20 protein-coding genes are annotated in these 21,737 nt (G+C 66.2%); 7 read left to right on the top strand and 13 right to left on the bottom strand.

From position 1 onward, the window contains the following. Window positions 1-50 precede the first annotated feature (50 nt). From ISP25_RS00735 to surE, 4 genes are read right to left on the bottom strand one after another with little or no spacing between them, the layout of a single operon-like run. Window positions 51-1,034, bottom strand: coding sequence for a peptidoglycan DD-metalloendopeptidase family protein (locus tag ISP25_RS00735; protein ID WP_404611603.1), 984 nt, complete (start codon window positions 1,032-1,034; stop codon window positions 51-53). 50 nt (window positions 1,035-1,084) lie between these two features. After that, window positions 1,085-1,693, bottom strand: coding sequence for a YqaA family protein (locus ISP25_RS00730; protein ID WP_192157705.1), 609 nt, complete (start codon window positions 1,691-1,693; stop codon window positions 1,085-1,087). Further along, a complete protein-coding gene (locus ISP25_RS00725) occupies window positions 1,693-2,388 on the bottom strand; it encodes a protein-L-isoaspartate(D-aspartate) O-methyltransferase (protein WP_192157707.1) in 696 nt (231 codons plus the stop codon). The genes ISP25_RS00730 and ISP25_RS00725 overlap by 1 nt, the downstream gene beginning before the upstream one ends. Window positions 2,389-2,391: 3 nt before the next feature. Next, complete coding sequence (gene surE / locus ISP25_RS00720) at window positions 2,392-3,180, bottom strand: 5'/3'-nucleotidase SurE (protein ID WP_404611600.1); 789 nt, start codon at window positions 3,178-3,180, stop codon at window positions 2,392-2,394. Between the two features lie 143 nt (window positions 3,181-3,323). Between surE and ISP25_RS00715 the strand changes: the two genes are divergently transcribed. Then, window positions 3,324-3,866 (top strand): Smr/MutS family protein, encoded by a 543-nt coding sequence (locus ISP25_RS00715; RefSeq protein WP_404611599.1) that lies wholly within the window; start codon window positions 3,324-3,326, stop codon window positions 3,864-3,866. A gap of 9 nt (window positions 3,867-3,875) precedes the next feature. On the opposite strand, the gene ISP25_RS00710 is transcribed toward ISP25_RS00715, so the two are convergent. The 8 genes from ISP25_RS00710 to ISP25_RS00675 all read right to left on the bottom strand — a co-directional run bounded on the left by ISP25_RS00710 (window position 3,876) and on the right by ISP25_RS00675 (window position 10,984). Beyond that, a complete protein-coding gene (locus ISP25_RS00710) occupies window positions 3,876-4,466 on the bottom strand; it encodes a hypothetical protein (RefSeq protein WP_404611597.1) in 591 nt (196 codons plus the stop codon). Window positions 4,467-4,479: 13 nt separating this feature from the next. Further along, a complete protein-coding gene (gene truD / locus ISP25_RS00705) occupies window positions 4,480-5,499 on the bottom strand; it encodes a tRNA pseudouridine(13) synthase TruD (protein ID WP_404611595.1) in 1,020 nt (339 codons plus the stop codon). A gap of 89 nt (window positions 5,500-5,588) precedes the next feature. Then, complete coding sequence (gene ispF, locus ISP25_RS00700) at window positions 5,589-6,062, bottom strand: 2-C-methyl-D-erythritol 2,4-cyclodiphosphate synthase (RefSeq protein WP_404612068.1); 474 nt, start codon at window positions 6,060-6,062, stop codon at window positions 5,589-5,591. A gap of 2 nt (window positions 6,063-6,064) precedes the next feature. After that, window positions 6,065-6,757 carry a 2-C-methyl-D-erythritol 4-phosphate cytidylyltransferase gene (ispD, locus tag ISP25_RS00695; protein WP_404611593.1) on the bottom strand — a complete coding sequence of 231 codons (693 nt, stop codon included), beginning with the start codon at window positions 6,755-6,757 and terminating at the stop codon, window positions 6,065-6,067. Then, window positions 6,754-7,107 (bottom strand): cell division protein FtsB, encoded by a 354-nt coding sequence (ftsB, locus tag ISP25_RS00690; RefSeq protein WP_192157720.1) that lies wholly within the window; start codon window positions 7,105-7,107, stop codon window positions 6,754-6,756. Before ftsB ends, ispD begins: the two co-directional genes overlap by 4 nt. A 17-nt stretch (window positions 7,108-7,124) precedes the next feature. Further along, complete coding sequence (gene eno / locus ISP25_RS00685; RefSeq protein ID WP_404611590.1) at window positions 7,125-8,438, bottom strand: phosphopyruvate hydratase; 1,314 nt, start codon at window positions 8,436-8,438, stop codon at window positions 7,125-7,127. Window positions 8,439-8,483: 45 nt separating this feature from the next. Beyond that, complete coding sequence (gene kdsA / locus ISP25_RS00680; RefSeq protein ID WP_404611588.1) at window positions 8,484-9,317, bottom strand: 3-deoxy-8-phosphooctulonate synthase; 834 nt, start codon at window positions 9,315-9,317, stop codon at window positions 8,484-8,486. Continuing rightward, window positions 9,314-10,984 carry a CTP synthase gene (locus tag ISP25_RS00675; protein ID WP_192157726.1) on the bottom strand — a complete coding sequence of 557 codons (1,671 nt, stop codon included), beginning with the start codon at window positions 10,982-10,984 and terminating at the stop codon, window positions 9,314-9,316. The genes kdsA and ISP25_RS00675 overlap by 4 nt, the downstream gene beginning before the upstream one ends. A gap of 129 nt (window positions 10,985-11,113) precedes the next feature. On the opposite strand from ISP25_RS00675, the gene ISP25_RS00670 reads away from it, so the two are divergent. The 5 genes from ISP25_RS00670 to ISP25_RS00650 all read left to right on the top strand — a co-directional run bounded on the left by ISP25_RS00670 (window position 11,114) and on the right by ISP25_RS00650 (window position 19,443). Beyond that, complete coding sequence (locus ISP25_RS00670; protein ID WP_404611586.1) at window positions 11,114-12,913, top strand: aminopeptidase P family protein; 1,800 nt, start codon at window positions 11,114-11,116, stop codon at window positions 12,911-12,913. A gap of 78 nt (window positions 12,914-12,991) precedes the next feature. Then, on the top strand, window positions 12,992-14,881 hold the full coding sequence (parE, locus tag ISP25_RS00665; RefSeq protein WP_404611584.1) for a DNA topoisomerase IV subunit B: 1,890 nt from the start codon (window positions 12,992-12,994) through the stop codon (window positions 14,879-14,881). A gap of 106 nt (window positions 14,882-14,987) precedes the next feature. Continuing rightward, on the top strand, window positions 14,988-17,483 hold the full coding sequence (locus tag ISP25_RS00660) for an acyltransferase family protein (RefSeq protein WP_404611582.1): 2,496 nt from the start codon (window positions 14,988-14,990) through the stop codon (window positions 17,481-17,483). A 20-nt stretch (window positions 17,484-17,503) separates the two neighbouring features. Then, window positions 17,504-18,862, top strand: coding sequence for a GDSL-type esterase/lipase family protein (locus ISP25_RS00655; protein ID WP_404611580.1), 1,359 nt, complete (start codon window positions 17,504-17,506; stop codon window positions 18,860-18,862). A 59-nt stretch (window positions 18,863-18,921) separates the two neighbouring features. Next, window positions 18,922-19,443 (top strand): 3-hydroxyanthranilate 3,4-dioxygenase, encoded by a 522-nt coding sequence (locus ISP25_RS00650; protein WP_404611578.1) that lies wholly within the window; start codon window positions 18,922-18,924, stop codon window positions 19,441-19,443. Between the two features lie 67 nt (window positions 19,444-19,510). Here ISP25_RS00650 and ISP25_RS00645 read toward each other — a convergent pair whose 3' ends face one another. Further along, complete coding sequence (locus ISP25_RS00645; RefSeq protein ID WP_404611576.1) at window positions 19,511-20,062, bottom strand: NUDIX hydrolase; 552 nt, start codon at window positions 20,060-20,062, stop codon at window positions 19,511-19,513. 161 nt (window positions 20,063-20,223) lie between these two features. On the opposite strand from ISP25_RS00645, the gene ISP25_RS00640 reads away from it, so the two are divergent. After that, window positions 20,224-21,708 carry an amino acid permease gene (locus ISP25_RS00640; RefSeq protein ID WP_192157742.1) on the top strand — a complete coding sequence of 495 codons (1,485 nt, stop codon included), beginning with the start codon at window positions 20,224-20,226 and terminating at the stop codon, window positions 21,706-21,708. Window positions 21,709-21,737 lie beyond the last annotated feature (29 nt).

The raw sequence follows: 21,737 nt of genomic DNA, 5'->3' as shown, positions 1-21,737 counted from the left end.
CGCAAAGACCAGACGGGCGGCTGTCCGGGGCCGCGCTATTCAGGAAGAACTCACTTCGCTGGCAGGTAACTCATCGGATCGACCGGGTTGCCGTCCTTGCGGATCTGGAACCCCAGCTCCACGCGCGAGGCGCCGCTGGAACCCATCAGGGCGATCTCCTGGCCGGCGCTGACGCGCTGGCCTTCCGTAACCAGACGCTTGCTGTTGTGCCCATAGGCGGACAGCAGGCTGTCGTTGTGCTTGATGATGACCAGCTCGCCATAGCCGACCAGGCCATTGCCGCTGTACACCACCACGCCATCGGCCGCCGCTCGCACCGGGTCGCCGGCATTGCCGGCGATCTCGACACCCGGCACCGCGTCGCCAGGCGTGAAGCGTTTGAGGATCTGTCCGTCGGCCGGCCAGCGCCAGGTCACGCCGCCCGCCGCGTGGGAATTGCCGGTCGCTACCACGGGCGTCGGGGCCGGAGCCGGCGGTGGCACAGGCTTGGGGCCACCCGCGACGGGCACCACGGTACTCGCCGGTACGGCAGGCACGGTAATTGACGCAGCGGTCGTTGCCGTGGGTGCCTGCGCATGCGGCGGCGCTACCGCGCTCGCGGCATTCGATACCGACGCTTCCGCCGGCACATTCTCGAAGACCGGCGCGGCCGGAGCAGGCGGCGCAGCTGGTGTGGATGCAGGGTTCGCCTTGGCTACGGCAGTCGCCGCCTGCGAGGGCGGTGCGCTGCCGCCGTTTGGCGGCGACAGGCGCAGCTTCTGCCCCGGCCAGATCGTGTAGGGCACGGCGATGCCGTTCCACTTCGCCAAGTCGCGATAGTCCACGCTGTTGCGGAAGGCGATCGAATACATGGTGTCGCCCTTGACCACCACATAGCTGCCACCGGGAATCGGCGTGCGCGCCACGGCATGTGCAGGCGCAACGGGCGCGCCGTAGTGCTGCTGGCCCGGAGCCGGCTCCACCACCACAGTACTGCAGGCCGACAGCAGCAGCGATACAACGAAGAGCGGCAATAAAGAACGGTATCGATTCATGCGCGCCAGCATAGCGAAGCACCCCTGTACTTTCATGCGACCCGCCGCCGTCAATGCCGCCAGATCCACCACGCCAGCAATGCTCCCAGCAACACCAGCACGGCCCAGCCGATCCATTCGATGTATTTGTGCAGCAGGTGCTCGGCGCGCTCGCCGAACAGCCGTATCAACAACGCCAGCAACCACACGCGCTTGCCGCGCCCCAGCGCCACGCAAGCAAGGAAGGGCAGCACCGGCACGCCGACGATACCCGCTGCCCAGGTCACGAACTTCATCGGTACCACCGGCTGCAAGGCTGCCAGCATCAGCACGCCATAGAGCCCCCAGCGATGCTCGGCCATCTGTGTGCGCAGGCTCTGCACACCCAGCTCGATGGGCGCCAGCAGATGCAGCGTGCCAAGCAGCGGCTTCAACGCCTCGAACGCCCAATGCCCCAGCGTGTAACCGACCAACGCACCGAGCAGCGAGAAGGCCAGGCTGATGTTCGCGTAGAAGAACGCCCTGTGCCGCTTTCCCAGCATCATCGGCGCCAGCATCACCTCCGGCATGATCGGGAAGATGAAGGCTTCGACGAAGCTGAGTCCGCACAGGTAACGAACGGCGTGGGGATGGCGCGCCCACGTCAGCGCGCGGGCGTAGAGTCTGCCGAACAAACGCATCAGCCGATGCCCCCGAGCAATGGCACGAAGCTGACCGCCCCGAGTTCTTCCTGCACGAAATCGCCCTCTCCGTCGCCGCGCAGGCGAATCAGTACCTGATTGCTGGGCGACCCTACGGGCGCCACCAGCACGCCGCTGGGACTGAGCTGCTCCAGAATGCGGCTGGGAATGCTGTCGCCTGCCGCGGTGAGGATCACCGCGTCGAACGGCGCCTCGTCAGCCCAGCCGAGCTTGCCATCGTCGTGGCGCGAACGGATGTTGCCGATGCCGAGCTGACGGAAGCGCCGCCGCGCCTGGCGCAGCAGTTCCTCGATGCGCTCCACCGTGTAGACCTGCTCGACCAGCGCCGCCAACACCACGGCCTGGTAGCCGGAGCCCGTGCCGATTTCCAGCACGCGGCCGGGCTTTTCCTTGCGCTCGTCGAAGTGCTCCAGCAACGCTTCGGTCATCCGCGCCACGACCCAGGGCTGGGAAATGGTCTGGCCGTGGCCGATCGGCAACGCGGTGTTCTCGTAGGCGCGCGAATGCAGCGCCTGGTCGATGAAATGGTGGCGCGGCAGGTTCCGGATCACGTCGATCACCCGTGCATCGCGGACTCCGCTTTCCTTGAGCTGCGCGGCGAGCCGGTCGCGCGCGCGCTGCGAGGTCATGCCCTCGCCTTTCAATACCGATGGTGGCAGCGTGTGCATGCTCATCGCTCAAGCCGCCTTGTGGCCGGGCGCGGCCTGGTCTTTGCCCAGCGATTGCACCCAACTGCTCACCTTTTCCAGTGCCTGGTAGCGGGTGAGATCGACATGGATGGGAGTGACCGAAACATGGCCGCGACGGACGGCGTCGAAGTCCGTGCCAGGGCCGGCGTCATCGATTTCGCCCGCCGGGCCGATCCACCAGATCGGGCGACCGCGCGGGTCGGTCTGCGCGATGCATGGCGCCGCACGATGGCGACGCCCCAGCCGCGTGACCTCGAAGCCGCGGATTTCCGGCCAGGGCCGATCCGGCACGTTGACGTTGAGGATGGTGTCGGCCGGCAGCGGATCGACCAGCAGGCGGCGCATCAGCAACAGCACAGCCGTCGCCGCGGAGTCGTAATGCTCGCCGCGATGATCCTCGCTGACCAGCGACACCGCGATGGCCGGCAAGCCGAGGAAGCGCCCTTCCATCGCCGCCGAGACCGTGCCGGAATAGATCACGTCGTCGCCAAGATTGGCCGAGTTGTTGATACCGGATACCACGATGTCGGGTTCGTGGTCGAGCAGGCCGGACAATGCGAGATGCACGCAGTCGGTGGGCGTGCCCGCGACGCGGTAACGGCCATCCTCCATGCGCAATACGCGCAGCGGCGCGTCCAGGGTCAGCGAATTGCTGGCGCCGGAACGGTCGCGATCGGGCGCCACCACCGTCACCTCGCCCACCTCGCGCAAACGCGCGGCAAGCACATGAATGCCCCGCGCATCCACGCCATCGTCGTTGCTGACAAGAACTCGCATGCTGATCCGTGTTGAGTCGACCGCAGCGCATCGCCAAGAGGCAAGCGCACCCCGCAATCGCCCGAGTTTACCGGAGCGACACCGCGGTTTCACGGATCGACGGCATGCATTGCGCCCGAGCCGTTGCTTGCTAGCATCGGGGCATGCAACGCCGGCCGCCTGCGATCAGCGAAGACGATGCCCGCCTGTTCCGCGAGGCGGTCGGCGAAGTGCGCCACATCGACACGCAAGCCGCACCGCCGTCCGCACCGAAGCCCTCGCCGCAGCCGCGCATGCTAGAAGCCGACGAAGCCGCCGTGCCGGGCGAATTGCTGGAGATGGCCTTCGACCCGGCCACGCTCGAGGTAGGCGAGGAACTCAACTATCTGCGCGACGGCTATCCGCCGAAGCTGTTGCGCCAGTTGAAGCGCGGCCAGTACAGCGTGCAGGACGAAGTCGACCTGCATCAGATGAACGCCGCCGCGGCGCAGGCCAGCATCGCCGTCTTCCTCGCCGAAGCGAAACGGCACGGCCTGCGCTGCGTGCGCATCATCCACGGCAAGGGTCTGCGCTCGAAAGCCGCCGGCCCGGTATTGAAGACGCTCACCGATCGCCTGCTGCGGCGGCGGGACGACGTGATCGCGTTCGCTTCGGCAAGGCCGGCGCAAGGCGGCACCGGGGCGGTGGTTGTGCTACTCCAAGGTTGACGCGAGGCCTTATTTCCGCGTACCGGGCTTGGCTTTTTCGTAGTTCGATTGCAAAGCCAGCCATTCCGGCTTGGCGGTGGTGCGATTGCCCAGCCAGTAAGTGACCGTGCATCCCGTGCGCTTTTGCAATTCGTCTATGAGCAGCCACTCGCACGGAAAGGAACTGCCGATTCGTCGCCGCACACCGGATCTGAGCACCAACACCAGGTGTGCTTCACGACTATCCGATCTGCGCTCAAGTTCGAGCACATCCGTATAGGCAACAACTTGTCCGCATCGCCAACCAAAGCGGATGTCGTTTTGTTCCAAACGAAGGCCAAAAAAGGAGCGGATCCAGACGAACACCGATCCGGCAAGGCCAATCAGAGCCATGGGCCAAGTCACACCGCCACGCCCATGATGAAAAGTTGCCATGGAGATGACACTACTGAGCAGGCCAAGCGCCAGAAAAAGCACCACCCGATATCTGGGCGATTTCAGCTCGCCCGTCGTCTTGAACAACTCGGCGTTCTCGCGCTCGGATAGTGAACTCCTCCATCCAAGGAACGCGACTGCCAACATCCCCATCGATATCAGCGCAATCAACGCGTCATTCGCCACCGCGACCTCCTGTCTACGCAGACGCTGCAACTTCGCGTGCCACCACCGTCGCATACGCGCCCGCCGGCAACTCGAAAGACAATTCCAGTGCATCGTCGGCCAGCCAGCGCCAGCGCAAGTCTTTAGGCAACAGGCGAAGCGGCCTGCGTTCCTGATCCATGCGCGCAGCGGCGATGCCTCGCGCAAGATCATCGTGCGTTGCGGCGACTTCGCGTTCCAACTCGCCCGCCTCGCCTGCCGTGGGTGGTTCGCCCTGCCCCCACAACGGACCGGAAGGATGGATGTCTCCCTTGGCCAGGCGCTGCGCCAGGACATCGTTGTACGGCTCCGGCCCGAACCAGGAACGCGAGCCGGCCAGCGACCAGATTTCACCATCCAGTTGCGCATCCCATGTGCCGCGCTCGACGCGGACCGCCAACACGTCGTTGAAGATCTGCGAGCGCGCGGCGGAGAGCAGGAAGCCGCGCTTGTCGCGATCCACCCTGCGTCCCGCGAACATCGCGCGCGCCTGCTCCAGGTTGCCGCCCTCGCGGCCGAAGCGCTGTTCGCCGAAGTAGTTGGGCACGCCGCGTGCCGCGATCGCGGCCAGCACCTGTTCCGCGCGTTCACGCTCGCCTTGCGCCTCACGCAGCACCAGCACGAAGCGGTTGCCGCGCAAGGCACCGCGCTTGAGCTTGCGGCCGTGACGAGTGGCGGCCAGCACTTTCACGTTCTCGTGCGGGAAGGCCGACCAGTCGGGATCGGGTTTGCCGGCGAGTTGCACGGTGAAGGCCTGGCGCGTCACCGCGTGCCGGTCCTTCAGGCCGGCGTAGCCCACGGCCAGCGGCGGCACGCCGGCGAATTTCGCCAGCTCCCTTGCCAGCCAGTCGGTGTTGGCACCGCGCTTCTCCACCCACAGCAAGGCGTGCTCGCCGTTGCCGTCGGCGTCGTAGCCCAGGATTTCCTCGACGACGAAGTCTTCAGGGGTGCAGCGCAGGCGCGCTGCCAGTGGAGGCGCGGTGCCGTGGGCGAATGGAAGCTCTTGAGTCGTCATGGCGTGACAGGTATCCGGGTGTTCACTCCCTCATACGATACGGCCACACCGTGCCATATCTGGAAACTGAGGATCGAAGTACTCGTGCTTCAGTGCCTTTCAAGCAATACGCTGGCTTGTGCGGCGATGCCTTCGCCGCGGCCGGTGAAACCGAGTTTTTCGGTGGTGGTGGCCTTGATGCTGACCTGGCCGAGCTGGCAGTCGAGATCGGCGGCAAGGTTTTCACGCATGGCCTGCGCGTGCGGGCCGATCTTTGGGGATTCACAGATCACGGTGATATCGGCGTTGCCCAGCGCATAGCCATGTTGTGCCGCCAGCATGGCGGCATGGCGCAGGAACTGGCGGCTGTCGGCATTGCGCCAGCGTTCGTCCGAGGGGGGGAAGTGCTTGCCGATGTCGCCCAGCGCCAGCGCGCCGAAGATGGCGTCGCACAGCGCGTGGATCACCACGTCGCCGTCGGAGTGCGCGAGCAGGCCGTGCGCGTGAGGGATGCGCACGCCGCCCAGGGTGACGTGGTCGCCCTCGCCGAAGGCGTGCACGTCGAAGCCGTTGCCGATGCGCATGCTCATGCCGTCCTCGCCAGCAGGAATTCGGCGAGCGCGAGGTCCGCCGCCGTGGTGACCTTGATGTTGTCCTCGGCGCCTTCGACCAGCAGCGGCCGGAAGCCGGCCAGTTCCATCGCCATCGCTTCGTCGCTGACCGCACGGCCATGGTTCGATACCGCGCCCAACGCAGCAACGAGTTCGCCGCGGCGGAACATCTGCGGCGTGAATGCACGCCAACGCTGGTCGCGCGGCTCCGTGGCGAGGCTGCAGTCGCCTTCACCGGCACGCTTGAGCGTGTCGCGCAACGGCGCGCCAAGCAGACCCCCATCGGTTTCGGAAGCGCGCTCGATCAGTTGCGTGATGTCCTTCGCACGCACGCAGGGGCGTGCGGCGTCATGTACCAGCACGAAGTCGGCATTCTCCACTTCGGAAGGCAACGCGTTGAGGCCGGCCAGCACCGAATCGCTGCGCTCGGCGCCACCGATGGCGACGCGCACCGGTTTGCCATGCAGTGTTTCGATGCCGGGCCAGAGTTCGTCCCGCGCGCCGAGCACCACCAGCAGGCCGGCGATGCGCGGATGCGCCGCCAGCCGCTCCAGCGTATGCGCGATCAGCGGCTTGCCGGCCAGCGGCAGGTATTGCTTGGGACAATCCGCACCCATGCGCATGCCGCGACCTGCGGCTGGCACCACGCACCACAGGGCCTCGCTCATTTGACGACGCCGCCCGCGGCGGCGCCTGCCGGGCGGGCTGGTGGCGGCAAGGGCAAGCTGCTGCTCGCGCCCGCCGGCTGGCTGTCCACCTGATAGAACACCTCGCCGGGCTTGATGAGGCCCAGCCCGGTGCGCGCACGCGCCTCGATGGCCTGATTGCCGTTCTTCAGGTCGGCCACGTCGGCGGCCAGCGCCTGGTTGCGCTGCTGCAGGCGGCCGTTCTCGTCGGTCTGTTTCTTGATGGCCACGCGCAGGGCATCCACCTCATGCACACCGCCCTGCGCGGACCACAGTTTCATCTGCAGTCCGATCAGCAGCAGAACCAGGACGAGAGCGACCCAACGCAGCATGGGGCAACGTGCTTCCGTCAGCCCGGCAGATGGGCCAGGTTCGGGAAGGCGTTGCGGCCGGCATAGCGTGCCGACGCGCCCAGCGCCTCCTCGATGCGCAGCAGCTGGTTGTACTTAGCCACGCGGTCGGTGCGGCACAGCGAGCCGGTCTTGATCTGGGTCGCGGTGGTGGCCACGGCGATGTCGGCGATGGTGGTGTCTTCCGTCTCGCCCGAGCGGTGCGACACGATCGCCGCGTACTTCGCCGCGTCGGCCATGGCGATGGCTTCCAGCGTTTCGGACAGCGTGCCGATCTGGTTGACCTTGATCAGGATGGCGTTGGCGATGCCCTTGTCGATGCCTTCCTTGAAGATGGCCGGATTGGTGACGAACAGGTCGTCGCCCACCACCTGGATGTTCTTGCCGATGGCGTCGGTGAGCAGCTTCCAGCCGCCCCAGTCGCCTTCGGCCATGCCGTCCTCGATGGTGATGATCGGGTACTGCCGGGTCCAGCCGGCCAGCACGTCGACCCATTGCTCGGAGGTGTAGATCTTGCCCTCGCCTGCCAGGTCGTACTTGCCATCCTTGAAGAACTCGGAGCTGGCCGCGTCGAGGCCGAGCAGGATCTCGCTGCCGACTTTGTAGCCGGCCTTGTTCACTGCCTCGAGGATGGTGTCCAGCGCCTCGATGTTGGAGCGCAGGTCCGGCGCGAAGCCGCCTTCGTCGCCCACCGCGGTGTTCAGGCCCTTGCCCTTCAGCACGCTCTTCAGCGCGTGGAAGATCTCCGCGCCGGCGCGCAGCGCCTCGGCGAAGCTGGACACGCCCACCGGCAGCACCATGAATTCCTGCACGTCGACGTTGTTGTCGGCATGCGCGCCGCCGTTGATGATGTTCATCATCGGCACCGGCAGCGCACCGGGCTTGCCGGTGGTGCCGTTGATCTCCGCGAGGTACTGCCACAACGCCTGCTTGCGCTGCGCCGCCACCGCGTGCGCGGCGGCCATCGATACGCCGAGCAGCGCGTTGGCGCCCAGCTTGCCCTTGTTCGGCGTGCCGTCGAGCCGGATCAGCTTGGCGTCCAGGCCGCCCTGGTTGGCTGCGTCGAACCCCTTCAGCTCGCTGGCGATGGAGTTGTTGACGTTGGCCACCGCATTCTTCACGCCCTTGCCGAGGTAGCGCGACTTGTCGCCGTCACGCAGTTCCACCGCCTCGCGCGTGCCCGTGCTGGCGCCGCTGGGCACTGCGGCGCGACCGAAACCGCCGCCCGCCAGGGTGACCTCGGCCTCCAGCGTGGGATTGCCGCGCGAGTCGAGGATTTCACGGGCGTGAATGCGGGTGATGTCGGTACTCATGCGGCTGCAATCCTTCAAAGTTTTGGAGAGGGGACGATCCGGGGCTTACAAAGTGTTTTCGAGGAAGCCGTGACGCTTGGTCACGGCGTCCAGTTCCAGCAGGGTTTCCAGCAACGCTTCCATCTTGTCCAGCGGCCATGCGTTGGGACCGTCACTGAGCGCCTTGGAAGGATCGGGATGGGTTTCGGCGAACAGACCGGCCACGCCAGCCGCCACCGCGGCACGCGCCAGCACCGGCACGAACTCGCGCTGGCCGCCGGAGCTCGTGCCCTGGCCGCCCGGCAGCTGCACCGAGTGCGTGGCGTCGAACACCACCGGGCAGCCGGTGTCGCGCATCGCGCTCAGGCTGCGCATGTCGGAAACCAGATTGTTGTAGCCGAAGCTGGCGCCGCGCTCGCACACCATGATGGCGTCGTTGCCGACGTCCTTGGCCTTGGCGACCACGTTCTTCATGTCCCAGGGCGCGAGGAACTGGCCCTTCTTGATGTTCACCGGCTTGCCGGCACGGGCCACGGCCTGGATGAAATCGGTCTGGCGGCACAGGAAGGCAGGCGTCTGCAACACGTCCACCACCGAAGCCACCTCGGCGAACGGGGTGTACTCGTGCACGTCGGTAAGCACCGGCACGCCGATCTGGCGCTTCACCTCGCCGAGGATACGCAGCCCTTCTTCCATGCCCAGGCCACGAAAGCTGGTGCCGGAAGAACGGTTGGCCTTGTCGAAGCTGGACTTGAAGATGAAATGGATGCCCAGCTTGCCGGTGATCTCCTTGAGCTTGCCGGCGGTATCCAGCTGCAACTGCTCGGATTCGACCACGCAGGGGCCGGCGATCAGGAACAGTGGCTGGTCGAGGCCGACTTCGAACCCGCACAGCTTCATGCCACGGCTCCCTGCGCCAGCTTCTGCCCGTCGCGCACCGCCTTGTACTCGCGCGCGGCGTGCACGAAGCCGATGAACAGCGGATGGCCGTCGCGCGGCGTGGAGGTGAACTCCGGGTGTGCCTGGCAGCCGAGGAACCACGGGTGCTTCTGCGGCGACAGTTCGACGATCTCCACCAGCAGGTCGTCCATCGACTTGCCGGAGATCACCAGGCCCTGGTCCTCGAAACTCTGTCGGTAGCGGTTGTTGAATTCGTAGCGGTGGCGGTGACGCTCGCGCACCACTTCCTGGCCGTACATCTCGCGCGCCAGCGTGCCGGCCTTGAGGCGGCATTCCTGGGCGCCGAGGCGCATGGTGCCGCCGAGATCCGAGCGCTCGCTGCGCTGCTCGACTTCGCCGGCAGCCGTCGTCCATTCGGTGATCAGCGCGATCACCGGATTGGGCGTGTTGCGGTCGTTCTCGCTGGAGTCGGCATCGGCCAGGCCGGCCACGTGGCGGGCGAAATCCACCACCGCCGCGTGCATGCCGTAGCAGATGCCGAAGTACGGCACGCCGTGCTCGCGCGCGTACTTCGCGGCCATGATCTTGCCCTCGAAGCCGCGCTTGCCGAAGCCGCCCGGCACCAGGATCGCGTCCATGCCGCCCAGCACCTTGGCGGCACCCTCGGCCTCGACCTGCTCGGAATCGATCCACTGCAGGTTCACGCGCGTCTGCTGCTTGATGCCTCCGTGGCGCAGCGCCTCGCCCAGCGACTTGTAGGCGTCCTTGTGCTCCACGTACTTGCCGACGATGGCCACAGTGACCTCGTCCTTCGGGTGCACCACGGCATCCACCGTGCGCTGCCAGCCGGAGAGATCGGCCGGCTTCGCGTCGAGGCCCAGCCGCTTCACCACGATCTCGTCCAGCCCCTGCTGGTGCAGCCACAACGGGGTCTTGTAGATCACGTCCACGTCCACCGCGCTGATCACGGCGTTCTCGGGCACGTTGGTGAACAGCGCGATCTTGCGGCGCTCGCCCTCGGGCAGCGGCTGCTCGCTGCGGCACAACAGGATGTCCGGCTGGATGCCGATGGAGCGCAGCTCCTTCACCGAATGCTGGGTCGGCTTGGTCTTGATCTCGCCGGCGGCCTTGATGAAGGGCACCAGGGTGAGATGCATGAACAGGCACTTTTCCGGGCCGTGCTCGGAGCGCAGCTGGCGGATCGCCTCGAGGAACGGCAGCGACTCGATGTCGCCCACCGTGCCGCCGATCTCCACCAGCGCCACGTCGAAGCCGCGCGTGGCCTCGTGAATGCAGTGCTTGATCTCGTCGGTGATGTGCGGGATCACCTGCACGGTGGCGCCCAGGTAGTCGCCGCGGCGCTCCTTGCGGATCACGCTCTCGTAGATCTTGCCGGTGGTGATGGAGTTCTTGCCGGTGAGGCGGGTATGGACGAAACGCTCGTAGTGGCCGAGGTCGAGATCGGTCTCGGCGCCGTCGTCGGTGACATAGACCTCGCCATGCTGGAACGGGCTCATGGTGCCCGGATCCACATTGATGTAGGGATCGAGCTTCATCATGGTGACCGAGAGGCCACGCGCTTCCAGAATGGAGGCCAGCGACGCCGCGGCGATGCCCTTGCCAAGCGAGGACACCACACCGCCGGTGACGAAAATCAGGGGGGTCATGGGATGCAGCCGTGCTGGAAATACATATTCTAGCGGCAGACGGCCTTCGCTGCGAGATGTCCGGGCGACCGAATTCATCTGTTGTGAGATTTGGCGGGCCGCGCTGTCGCGCCTGCTAAAGTGCCGCGCATGAACACGCCCATCCCCGCCCGGATCGCCGCGTTGCGCGCGGCCATGCAGCAGCACGGCGTCGCCGCCGTGATCGTCCCCAGCGCCGACCCGCACCTGTCCGAATACCTGCCCGAACGCTGGCAGGCGCGCGCATGGCTGTCCGGCTTCGACGGGTCGGCCGGCACGCTAATCGTCACGCGCGAACACGCGGGCCTGTGGACGGACTCACGCTACTTCTCGCAGGCCGAACAGCAACTGGCCGGCACCGGTGTCGCCTTGATGAAGCTGCGCGTGGCGCACACGGCCGAACACCTCGACTGGCTGGCTTCGCACCTGCATCACGGTGAAACCCTCGCCGTGGCCGGCGACAGCGTGTCGCTGGCCGGCCTGCGCTCGATGGAAGGCAAGCTGGCCGAACACGGTGTGCGCGTGCGCACCGATCTCGACCTGCCTGGCACGATCTGGGACGATCGTCCCGGTCTCCCGCATGCACGCATCGTCGAGCATCCCATCGCCTGGGCCTGCACCGCCCGCGCGGACAAGCTCGCGCGACTGCGCAGCGCCATGCGCAAGCACGGCGCCACGCACCACCTGCTCTCCAGTCTCGACGACATCGCCTGGCTCACCAACCTGCGCGGCAGCGACGTGGAGTGCAACCCGGTGTTTCTCGCCCACCTGCTGGTGGCCACCGAAGGCAAGGCCACGCTGTTCGCCGAGCGCGGCAAGTTCGACGACGCACTGGTGGCGCAGCTCGCCGCCGATGGCATTGCCATCGCGTCCTACGAAGGCATCACCGGCGCACTGGCCGAGCTGGGCAAGGCCGACACGCTGCTGTTCGATGCCGGTCGCGTGGTTTGCGCGATCAGCAACACGATTCCTGCCGCCGTGCAACGCACCGAAGCCGCCAACCCCAGCACTGCGTTCAAGGCGCTGAAGACACCGGCCGAGCTGGACCACGTGCGCGAGGTGATGCGCCGCGACGGTGCCGCACTGGCCGGCGCGTTCCGTGAAATCGAGCACCAGCTCGCGCAAGGCAAGCCGCTCACCGAACTGGACGTGCACCGCCTCGTGCACGCCGCCCGCGCCGCGCAGCCGGACTTCATCGGCGAAAGTTTCGCCACCATCGCCGGCTACCAGGCCAACGGCGCGTTGCCGCACTACCGCGCCACGCAGGCGTCGCACAGCACGCTGCAGGCGAAGGGCCTGCTGCTGATCGACTCCGGCGGCCAATACCTCGGCGGCACCACCGACATCACCCGCGTGCTGGCGCTGGGCGAAACCACGGCCGAACAGCGACGCGACGCGACGCTGGTGATGAAGGGCATGATCGCGCTGTCCCGCGCCCGCTTCCCGAAAGGCGCCAGCGGCCCGCAGCTCGATGCGCTGGCGCGCGCGCCGCTGTGGGCGGCCGGCTGCGATTATGGCCATGGCACCGGGCACGGCGTGGGCTACTTCCTCAACGTGCACGAAGGTCCGCAGTCCATCCGGCCGCCGATTTCCGGCGGCGCGCTGGTGGCGCTGGAGCCGGGCATGATCTCGTCCATCGAACCTGGCCTGTACAAGCCGGGTCGCCACGGCATCCGCCACGAAAACCTCGCGGTGGTAGCCGAAGCCGAGCGCACCGAGTTCGGTGACTACTACGCCTTCGAGACGCTCACGTTGTGCCCGTTCGACCGCCGTGCACTGGAACCGAGCCTGCTTGGCCCCGACGAGCGCGCGTGGCTGGACGACTACCATGCCACCGTGCGCGCGGCACTGGCGCCGCTGCTGGAAGGTGCCGACCTCGCCTGGCTGGAGTGGCATTGCGCTCCACTTTGATCGCGCCACGTCGAACGGCTTGACCCTCCACCCACCCGCAGCCATGCTGCGGCGTTTCCACCGGCATATTCCCCACGCATGAGCAGTCGCTACAACGCCGCCGACATTGAAGTCCTTTCCGGCCTGGACCCGGTCAAGCGCCGCCCGGGCATGTACACCGACACCACCCGCCCCAACCACATGGCGCAGGAGGTGATCGACAACTCGGTGGACGAGGCGCTGGCCGGCCACGCGAAAGCGATCGAGGTGGTGCTGCACTCGGACGGCTCGGTCGAGGTCACCGACGACGGCCGTGGCATGCCGGTGGACATCCATCCGGAGGAAGGCATTCCGGGCGTGGAACTGATCCTTACTCGCCTGCACGCGGGCGGCAAGTTCAGCGGCAAGAACTACAACTTCTCCGGCGGCCTGCACGGCGTGGGCGTGTCGGTGGTGAACGCGCTGTCGCAGCGGGTGGAAGTGACCATCCGCCGTGACGGCAACGAATACCGCATGGCCTTCGAGCACGGCGACCGCGTGAGCGAGCTGCAGGTGATCGGCACGGTGCCGAAGAAGAAGACCGGCACCACCGTGCACTTCTGGCCCGACCCGAAATACTTCGACTCGCCGAAGATCTCGCTGTCGAAACTCAAGCACCTGCTGCGCGCCAAGGCCGTGCTGTGCGCCGGCCTCGCGGTGAAGCTCACCGACGAAGCCAGCGGCGAGACCAGCGAATGGCTCTACGAGGACGGCCTGCGCGACTACCTGCGCGGCGAACTCGACGGCGGCGAGGCGCTGCCGGCGGATCTCTTCGTGCATCACATCGCGCGCGACACCGAAGGCATGGACGTGGCGCTGGCCTGGTTGCCGGAAGGCGAGCTGGTGCAAGAAAGCTACGTCAACCTGATCCCTACCGCGCAGGGCGGCACCCACGTCAACGGCCTACGCTCCGGCCTCACCAATGCCATCCGCGAGTTCTGCGACATCCGCAACCTGCTGCCGCGCGGCGTGAAGCTGGCGCCGGAAGACGTGTGGGAGCGGCTCGCCTTCGTGCTCAGCGCCAAGCTGCTCGATCCGCAGTTCGCCGGCCAGACCAAGGAGCGCCTCTCCTCGCGCAATGCCGCCGCGCTGGTGGAGAACGTGGTGCACGACGCCTTCAGCCTGTGGCTGAACCAGAACGTGGACAGCGGTGAACGCATCGCCCAGCTCGCCATCGAGCGTGCCAGCGCGCGGCTCAAGGCCGCCAAGCAGGTGGTACGCAAGAAGATCGTGCAAGGCCCCGCCCTGCCCGGCAAGCTGGCCGACTGCACCTCCACCGATCTCTCGCGCACCGAGCTGTTCCTGGTGGAGGGCGACTCCGCCGGCGGCAGCGCCAAGCAGGCGCGCGACAAGGAGTTCCAGGCGATCCTGCCGCTGCGCGGCAAGATCCTCAACACCTGGGAAGTGGAATCGACCTCGGTGCTGGCCTCCGAGGAAGTGCACAACCTCGCCGTCGCGATCGGCTGCGACCCAGGCAAGGACGACCTCGCCGGCCTGCGCTACGGCAAGGTTGTCATCCTCGCCGATGCCGACTCCGACGGCCTGCACATCGCCACCCTGCTCAGCGCGCTGTTCCTCAAGCACTTCCCGCATCTGGTCAGCGAGGGCCACGTGTTCGTGGCGATGCCGCCGCTGTTCCGCGTCGATGTGGGCAAGCAGGTGTTCTACTGCCTCGACGAGAACGAAAAGCAGGCGATGCTGCAGAAGATCGAGCGCGAGAAGATGAAGGGCACGGTCAGCGTTACCCGCTTCAAGGGCCTGGGCGAGATGAACCCGCCGCAATTGCGCGAATCCACCATCCATCCCGACACCCGTCGCCTCGTCCAGCTCACCGTGGAGGGCGACGACGGCACCGCGAAGCTGATGGACTTGCTGCTCGCCAAGAAGCGCGCCAGCGACCGCAAGGCCTGGCTGGAGGAAAAGGGCGACCTCGCCACGCTGGAGGTTTGACCGGGAGGGCGCCCCAAGCCGCCCCGAATTCGCCCGTTTTGGCCGCCGCCCCAGCACAATGGGCGACCATCCTTTTCGCACCATCCTCCAACCCAAGAACAGCTCCATGCTAGTCGCCGAGTACCCACAGGAAGTGGAAGGCCATCCAGGGGTGGCCGTTGTCTCCACGCAAGCTGTTCCAGTCCCCGCTGCACGCCTTTCCGGACTCGATGGCCTCCGGGCCATCGCGGTCACGGCCGTCGTGCTTTTCCATGCCGACTTCTACTGGGCCCGCGGCGGCTACCTGGGAGTCGACTTGTTCTTCGTCATCTCGGGCTTCCTGATCACCGGTCTGATCGCCCGCGAGGTGGACGATACGGGACGGCTCGGTCTGCGCAACTTTTATTGGCGCCGCGCCAAGCGCCTGCTTCCGGCCGCCTGGCTGATGATGGCTGTCGTCGTGGCCGTCGCGGCGCGGGTCGCGCGCGACGCGTTGCCCCACCTGCGCAGCGATGCCTTCGCCTCGTTTTTCTACGCCACCAACTGGGAACTGCTGCGCAGCCAGACCTCGTACTTCGAAGCCACCGGCCGGCCGCCGCTGCTGCAGCACTTGTGGTCGCTGGCGATCGAAGAGCAGTTCTACATCGCCTGGGCACCGCTGGCCTTCATCGTGTTGCCGCGCATTGGCCGGCGCGCGCTGGCGACCGTCGCCATCCTGCTTGCCATCGCCTCGGCGACCTGGATGGTGGTGCTTGCGCAGCGGATGGGCTACCCCGGACAGGGCGATCCGTCCCGGTTGTATTTCGGGACCGACACCCATGGCTTCGCCTTGCTGCTTGGGTCGGCGTTTGGGCTGCTCTGGCAACCTTCGCCGGCCGAACATCCGGGCATCGCACTACGCATCCTTGGCTGGCTGCTCGGCCTCTGGGCGCTCGCCCTGATGATCATGCTGTTCGCCGTGATGGGCGAGAATTCGCCTGTGCTCTATCCCTGGGGCTTCCTGGGAGCAGCCACCGCGGCCATCACCCTGATCGCCGTGGCCACCCATCCCGGCATGGCCTTCGGCCGCTGCCTGGACAACCCGGTAATGCGCTGGCTCGGCGAGCGTTCCTACGGCATCTACCTGTGGCATTGGCCCATCTTCATGCTGACGCGGCCGGACATCGACCTGCGCAGGCTGGGCCACAGCGAGACGCTTGTCTTGCGCATCATGCTCACGCTCGCCGTCGCCGAACTATCCTACCGTTGGCTGGAGATGCCGGTGCGGCGCGGCGCGCTCGAACGCATCTTCGCCGGCAAGCGTCGCCACGCCTGGTCGGGGCGACTGGCCATCGCGTTGTCGATGGCTCTGGCCTTCGGCTCCGTGGGCGCGACCCTGCGGCACGCCCCTGCCGAAGCGAGGCCCGCACTGGACGTGCGCGAAGCGCTGTCACTGGATGCGCCGGCAACGCCCATTGCGTTGCAAGGCAAGCTCGCCCCTCTTTCCGCCACGTCGGTGGAAATTCCCATCGAGCCAATCGTTCCGCCGGTCCTGCCGACGCTACCGGATGAACCCACCGTCCAGACGTACACCGGTGGCGATCTCACTGCCATAGGCGATTCGGTGCTGCTGGGTTCCAGCAGGCTGCTGAAGGTCACCCTGCCCGGCGTGGACGTGCACGCCACGATGGGGTGGCAGGCCGCCGACGTCATCCGCCAGCTCAAGGCGCTCAAGAACGCCGAGTCGCTGCGTGCCGTCGCCTTGGTGCACCTGGGAACGAACGGGTACGTCACCGAGGAACAACTGCGGCAGATCCTCTCCATGCTGTCGGACTGCAAGCGCGTGGTGCTGGTCAACACGCACGTGCCGCGGCGCTGGATGGAAGCGAACAACGCGCTCATCGACCACGTCGCACCGGAATTTCCCAACGTCGTGGTAGTCCGCTGGAGTGATCTCTCCGAAAACCAGCCCGACTACTTCGTCTCCGACGGCGTGCACCTGACCACCATCGGGCAGCGCGCGTTCATCACGGAGATCATGCGCACCGGGCATCTGGCGCGAGACAACACGCCGGCAACGGACACCGCCCTCGTGTCTCAAGCAAGTGCCAACATGGCAGGCGACCTCTCGCCGACCCTGGTGCTCGCCGCCCAGTCAGCCGCCAGCGACGCCTACTGGCGCAAGATGGCGCTGTGCGAAACCGACGCCAACTGGAAAAACAACGGACACCGCTCGGGCGGCCTTGGGATTTCGGAGGATGACTGGAAAACCTGGGGCGGCGACGAATTCGCCCCGACCCCGGCGGAAGCGACGCCTGCACAGCAGATCGAAGTGGCCAACCGCATTTCGACGCAGGGATGGGCGAATCCGCAGGGCGAGGTCATCAAACCGGTCGGTTTCGTCCGCTGGCGCTGCGTAGCGGCGCTGGGTCGCCCGCATTCCAGCTCCCCTAACACCTACACTCGCGAGAGCGTGCTTTCCCAGACCTTCCATCTTGGCGAACGCGGCGAAGTGGTGCGCGACCTGCAACGCATCCTTGGCGATGCGCCCGACGGCATCTACAGCAGGAAGCTGCACAGGAAACACCTCATTTACCTGAAGCAGAACGGCCTGCCCGGATCCTTGGCAGGCATGGATTCTTGAATAACCGGAGTACGTGGCGCATGGCATCTGTTTCGCGCTTATTGACGATCAGTGCCTGGTGCGCTGGCTGGCTTGCCTTGTCTTTCTGCCGGCCGTTGATGGCGCAGGATGGCGCACCGCCCGTGGGTGGCGTCAACGACCTGGTGTGCCCCAACACGTCGCCGGCCCAGCCCAAGCCGTCCGCGACCAATCCCGGCGGTCGCGCTGCCCTGGTGGGCTCACAGATGCCCAGCGATGCCGAGCTCGGGTCGCTGGCCCGCACGGTCATCCGCACACAACCCTTGCTGGCTGCCGGAACCATTGCCGGATTCGCACCGGGTAGCGCCACCCGTCCGCGTCGCATTGCCTTCTGGGGCGACAGCCATATTGCCGGCGGTCCGTTCGCACCCACCCTGATCCAGGCCTTGCGCGACAAGGGGCTCAGCGTGGAAGCACGCTTCCTGCCGCCGACCATGGGCCGCGCCAACATCGTGCTGCCCGGCCTGCGCGCTTACTGCATCGGCTCAAGCTGGACGACCGAGATTGCCTACACCTCGCCGACGACGCTGGATATCGGGCCGGCATTGGCCAATCGCACTGTCGATGCCGGCCCGGACAGCTATCTCTGGCTCGATCTGCGCGACGCGGCGCGGCAAACCGACGTGCAACAGGTGCAACTGGTCTACAGCGCCCCCGCCGGAGCATCCATCGATTACGTCATCGACGACCGCGTGCAACGTACGGTGTCCCTGCCCGCAGCGGCCACCAGCCACATGGTGGCGCTACGCGCCGACGCCCCGATCTCCACCCTCAAGCTGCGCCTATCGCGAGGCAAGCTGGTATTGCAGGGCTTCATTCTCGATCGCACGCAAGTACCGGACGTCGCGTTCGATTTCTTCGGCATCCCGTCTGCCACCGCCAAAGGCTGGGCGAACGCCAATCCGGAAGCGCTTGCTCAGGCATTGCACGGCGTGAGTTACGACGGCGTGGTGCTGGAATACGGCACGAACGAAGGCGCCGACCCTGATTTCGACGGAGACAAGTACGCGACCATGCTGAGCCGGGCGCTGGGCAACCTGCGGCAGGTATTTCCCGCCGCGTCCTGCGTGCTCGTCGGGCCGCCCGATCGCGGCGTGCTGCGCCAGGGCAAGGGCGGCACGCTGCCGCTGCTCACCTACGGCCGCATCCACCAGCGCATCGAGCAGATACAGCGCGACGTGGGCAGCCGCTTCGGTTGCGTGGCGTGGAATTGGCAGGATCTCATGGGCGGCCCGGGCGGCAGCTATGGCTGGGCGCATGCCAACCCCAGCCTGATGGGGCACGATCTCATCCACCTCAGCCCGGACGGCTACCGCCTCACCGGCCGTTCGCTGGCCCATAGCCTGGATTGGGCGCCTTAAATCGCGCTATCGTCACCCGTGCTCCGCCGATACTTGGCCTCTCACTCGACCGATCCTCCATGGCCCTTACTGCCCCCTTCGACCTGCAACGCTGGATAGACGAGCATCGCCATCTGCTCAAGCCGCCGGTGGGAAACAAGTGCATCGTGGACGGGGATTTCATCGTCATGATCGTGGGCGGCCCGAACGCGCGCACCGATTACCACCATGATGAAGGCCCCGAGTTCTTCTATCAGCTCGAAGGCGAGATGGTGCTGAAAGTGCAGGACGACGGCGTGGCGCGCGACATCCCGATCCATGCCGGCGAGATGTTCTACCTGCCGGCGCGCGTGCCGCATTCGCCACAACGCATGGCCGACTCCATCGGCCTGGTGATCGAGCGGCGGCGTCTGCCACATGAGAAGGACGGCCTGCTGTGGTTCTGCGAGCGCTGCAACCACAAGCTGTATGAGGAGTACTTCGTCCTCGACAGCATCGAGCGCGATTTCCCGCCCGTATTCGAACGTTTCTACCGCTCACGCGAGGCGCGCACCTGCCAGGATTGCGGACACCTCAATCCCGCGCCAGAACGCTACGGGTAGGAGCACCCTGTGCGCGATTGCCTTGTGCTCCGATCGAAGCGCCAGAGCATTCGCGCACGAAGAGCATCTACGGTGAGCGCGCCAGCCACTTGCCCGCCATGCGCCGCAGCGAGTCATCGGCCTGCGGATTACGCACGATCTCGCGTACCGGCTGCCATGCCAGCGCCAGCGATTCCGCGTTGATCGCAAACTCCTCGCTGCCGGTGGCGCGCACCACGTACCGCACGTCGTAATGCCAATGCTCCGGCTCACCGACGCGCGCGGGAATGCGGTGGCGGTCGATGTCGAAGATCTCCCGCTCGACCGTCAAATCGCCCAGACCGGATTCCTCTTCGGCTTCGCGCAGGGCCACGCGCGCCAGTTCGCTGTCTCCATCGGCATGGCCGCCGAGCTGCAGCCAGCGCCGCAGTTTGGCGTGATGCGTGAGCAGCACGCGCTCGCCGTCCGCACTCGTCAGCCAGGCGGACCCGGTGAAATGACCGACGGCATGGCCGCGCTCGAACACGGCCCTGTGGGAGGCGAGGAACACCTCGAAGTCGGCGACGGTCTCGCCCTCTTCGGGATGCCGCGCGAGATAGTCGTCCAGCGCGGTAGCGATATGCGGAAAATGAAGTGGCATGACTTGTGGCAGAGGCGCGGAAAACAAAGCGCATTCTAGCTGCATCGCGTCTTGTCCCCCTCCAACCGCTCGGCTATGGTTGGGCGTCCGTCGGCTCGTCGCGCCCCTTTTCGTCGCGTTTCCGTTCGAGCGTGACGCCGTAGTTTCCCGGGGAGCAACACATGCTGTTCAAACGCATCAAGCCGATCGATCAGATCATCGCCACGGCGGAAAAGAAAAGCCTCACCCGCCAGCTCGGAGCCTTCCAGCTCACCATGTTGGGCATCGGCGCGATCATCGGCACCGGCATCTTCGTGCTCACCGCCGAGGCGGGCCAGAAGGCCGGTCCCGGCATGATGATCGCGTTTGTGATCGCCGCGGTGGTCTGCGCATTCGCCGCGCTGGCCTACGCGGAACTCGCCGCGATGGTGCCGGTGGCCGGCTCGGCCTACACCTATACCTACGGCGTGCTTGGCGAGGGCGTCGCGTGGATCGTGGGCTGGGCATTGGTGCTGGAGTACACCATCGCAGCAAGTACGGTATGCGTGGGCTGGGCTGGCTACGTCAACGGCCTTCTCGCGCATGCGGGGTACGGGCTGCCGCACTTCCTGCAGGCTGGCCCGATGGATGGCGGCAGCTTCAACCTGCTGGCCTGCCTGATCGGCCTGGCGGTCACCGGCCTGCTGGTGGTCGGCACTTCGAAGTCCGCCAAGGTCAACACCGTGCTGGTGCTGATCAAGATTGCCGCCCTTACCGCCTTCATCTTCGTCGCGCTGCCGGCGGTGAAGGACCAGAACTTCACGCCCTTCGTGCCGAACGGCTGGGGCAGCCCGATGGGAGGCATCGGCGTACTGGGCGCGGCGGCCTCCATCGTATTCGCCTACATCGGCTTCGATGCCATCTCCACCGCTGCCGAGGAAACTAAGAACCCTAATCGCAACATCCCGATCGCCCTGATCGCTTCGCTGGGCGTGTGCACCGTCTACTACCTTCTCGTGAGCTACGGTGCCGTGGGTTCAGTAGGTGCGCAGCCCATGCTGGGCCCGAACGGTCTGGCGCTTGAGCCGGGCACTCCAGCGTTTGCTGCGGCCTGCGACGGTTCGCAGGCGCTGGTGTGCAGCAAGGAGGCGCTGGCCCATGTGGTGCGCCTGCTCAACCACAACACAGTCGCCGCTTTCATCGCCTTTGCCGCCGGCATCGCATTGCCGTCGGTGATCCTGACGATGACCTATGGCCAAACCCGTATCTTCTTCACCATGTCGCGCGACGGCCTGCTGCCGCACTCGCTCGCCAAGATCCACCCGCGCTTCCACACGCCGCACGTGATCACCCTGATCACCGGCACCTTCGTCTCGCTGTTCGGAGCGCTGTTCCCGGTCGGCATCCTCGCTGACATCACCAACTCGGGCACGCTGTTCGCCTTCATCATGGTCGCCTTGGGTGTACTGATACTGCGCCGTACGCAGCCCGATCGTCCGCGTCCGTTCCGCACGCCGATGCCGTGGGTGATCTGTCCGCTGGCGGTGATCGGCTGCCTGCTGCTGTTCCTCAATCTGTCGAGCGAAGCCAAGATCACCTTCTTCGTGTGGGGTGCGATCGGCCTGGTGGTGTACTACCTGTACGGCTACCGCAAGAGCCACCTGGCCCACGGTACCGAAGCGGACTGATTCGCGCAGGCACAAGTCATTCGCCACAT

It is taken from the genome of Rhodanobacter hydrolyticus (assembly GCF_044904645.1).
Note: the sequence above shows the minus strand (reverse complement) of the source record. Positions and strands in the feature narration are given on the sequence as shown.

Bases quoted from the DNA above. Each gene is read 5' to 3' on its own strand.
- ISP25_RS00670 (WP_404611586.1), top strand. From the start codon at position 11,114: ATGAACACGCCCATCCCCGCCCGGATCGCCGCGTTGCGCGCGGCCATG.
- ISP25_RS00730 (WP_192157705.1), bottom strand. From the start codon at position 1,693: ATGCGTTTGTTCGGCAGACTCTACGCCCGCGCGCTGACGTGGGCGCGC.
- truD (WP_404611595.1), bottom strand. From the start codon at position 5,499: ATGACGACTCAAGAGCTTCCATTCGCCCACGGCACCGCGCCTCCACTG.
- ISP25_RS00725 (WP_192157707.1), bottom strand. From the start codon at position 2,388: ATGAGCATGCACACGCTGCCACCATCGGTATTGAAAGGCGAGGGCATG.
- ISP25_RS00645 (WP_404611576.1), bottom strand. From the start codon at position 20,062: ATGCCACTTCATTTTCCGCATATCGCTACCGCGCTGGACGACTATCTC.
- eno (WP_404611590.1), bottom strand. From the start codon at position 8,438: ATGAGTACCGACATCACCCGCATTCACGCCCGTGAAATCCTCGACTCG.
- ISP25_RS00660 (WP_404611582.1), top strand. From the start codon at position 14,988: ATGCTAGTCGCCGAGTACCCACAGGAAGTGGAAGGCCATCCAGGGGTG.
- ISP25_RS00675 (WP_192157726.1), bottom strand. From the start codon at position 10,984: ATGACCCCCCTGATTTTCGTCACCGGCGGTGTGGTGTCCTCGCTTGGC.
- ftsB (WP_192157720.1), bottom strand. From the start codon at position 7,107: ATGCTGCGTTGGGTCGCTCTCGTCCTGGTTCTGCTGCTGATCGGACTG.
- ISP25_RS00655 (WP_404611580.1), top strand. From the start codon at position 17,504: ATGGCATCTGTTTCGCGCTTATTGACGATCAGTGCCTGGTGCGCTGGC.
- kdsA (WP_404611588.1), bottom strand. From the start codon at position 9,317: ATGAAGCTGTGCGGGTTCGAAGTCGGCCTCGACCAGCCACTGTTCCTG.
- parE (WP_404611584.1), top strand. From the start codon at position 12,992: ATGAGCAGTCGCTACAACGCCGCCGACATTGAAGTCCTTTCCGGCCTG.
- ISP25_RS00650 (WP_404611578.1), top strand. From the start codon at position 18,922: ATGGCCCTTACTGCCCCCTTCGACCTGCAACGCTGGATAGACGAGCAT.
- ispF (WP_404612068.1), bottom strand. From the start codon at position 6,062: ATGCGCATCGGCAACGGCTTCGACGTGCACGCCTTCGGCGAGGGCGAC.
- ispD (WP_404611593.1), bottom strand. From the start codon at position 6,757: ATGAGCGAGGCCCTGTGGTGCGTGGTGCCAGCCGCAGGTCGCGGCATG.
- ISP25_RS00715 (WP_404611599.1), top strand. From the start codon at position 3,324: ATGCAACGCCGGCCGCCTGCGATCAGCGAAGACGATGCCCGCCTGTTC.
- surE (WP_404611600.1), bottom strand. From the start codon at position 3,180: ATGCGAGTTCTTGTCAGCAACGACGATGGCGTGGATGCGCGGGGCATT.
- ISP25_RS00735 (WP_404611603.1), bottom strand. From the start codon at position 1,034: ATGAATCGATACCGTTCTTTATTGCCGCTCTTCGTTGTATCGCTGCTG.
- ISP25_RS00640 (WP_192157742.1), top strand. From the start codon at position 20,224: ATGCTGTTCAAACGCATCAAGCCGATCGATCAGATCATCGCCACGGCG.